The 901-nt window shown below is 61.3% G+C and carries 2 protein-coding genes; both read right to left on the bottom strand.

Features of this window, described 5'->3' with window-relative positions; all coding sequences use genetic code 11:
- Nucleotides 1-239 (bottom strand): ABC transporter permease subunit (locus AUR66_RS18605; protein ID WP_449271648.1); only part of this gene is annotated, 239 nt, incomplete at its 3' end.
- A gap of 52 nt (nt 240-291) precedes the next feature.
- Nucleotides 292-901: ABC transporter substrate-binding protein (locus AUR66_RS18600; RefSeq protein ID WP_157533242.1), on the bottom strand; the 610-nt coding region annotated here is incomplete at its 5' end.

The raw sequence follows: 901 nt of genomic DNA, 5'->3' as shown, positions 1-901 counted from the left end.
GCGAGGAAGAACCACAACGGCAGCCCGAACACGCCCGCGTCGCCGAGTGCCGGTTGCAGGAACGACACCGAAAACAGCGCCGAGAACGCGCCCACGGTCATGAGGTCACCGTGTGCGAAGTTCGCGAAGTCCGCGATGCTGTAGACTAACGACAGGCCGATGGCCGCGAGTACGATGATACTCGAGAACACCACGCCGTTGACGACGTACTGGAACGGGCTGATTTGAAGCGGAATCACCGCTTCGACCCCCTTCGTTCAGACGGTTGGCGCGCGGTGCGTACGTGCATGATTAGCTGGTGATGTAGTCGCCGAAGACGTACTCGTGGTTCTCGACGGTGTAAATCTGGTAGTATCCCGGCGGGTCGCCGTTCTCGTCGAGGTCGACGGGACCGCTGACACCCTGGTAGTTGATGTCACTCGGTGAACCGCCGTCGTTGAGGATTGCCGCTGCCTCTTCGAAGTTGAACACTTCTTCGCCCTCCGGACGAGTCACGTCGCGGACGACCGATGCGAGTGCGTCGCCGCTGAACTCGTCTGCCGCCTCGATTGCGAGAGCGGCGACGGTGACGGCGTCGTAGGCGTAGGCAGACCAGACGGTCGGTGTCGCGTCGTACGCCGACTCGAACGCGGAGACGAAGTTCTGGTAGTTCTCTTGGTCCTGTGGGGCACTCTCGGTGATACCCTTCATGCCGTCCATGCTGCCTTCCGGCGTGTTCTCGATGATGGAGTCGGCGACGGTCGATTCTGCACCGTAGTAGTCGACGGCGGTGTTGTACCCCTGGTCGAACCCTTCGTTGACCATGACGGTGTATTCGTTCGCGTACGTGAGGAATACCCAGGCGGTGGCGTCCGTCGAGGCCATCTCGGTGAGGATACCACTGTACGACGACTGACCCTGG

The organism is Haloferax profundi (genome assembly GCF_001469865.1).
GTDB classification, from domain to species: domain Archaea; phylum Halobacteriota; class Halobacteria; order Halobacteriales; family Haloferacaceae; genus Haloferax; species Haloferax profundi.
The sequence above is the reverse complement of the archived record's forward strand: the minus strand, read 5'-3'. Positions and strand labels throughout refer to the sequence as shown.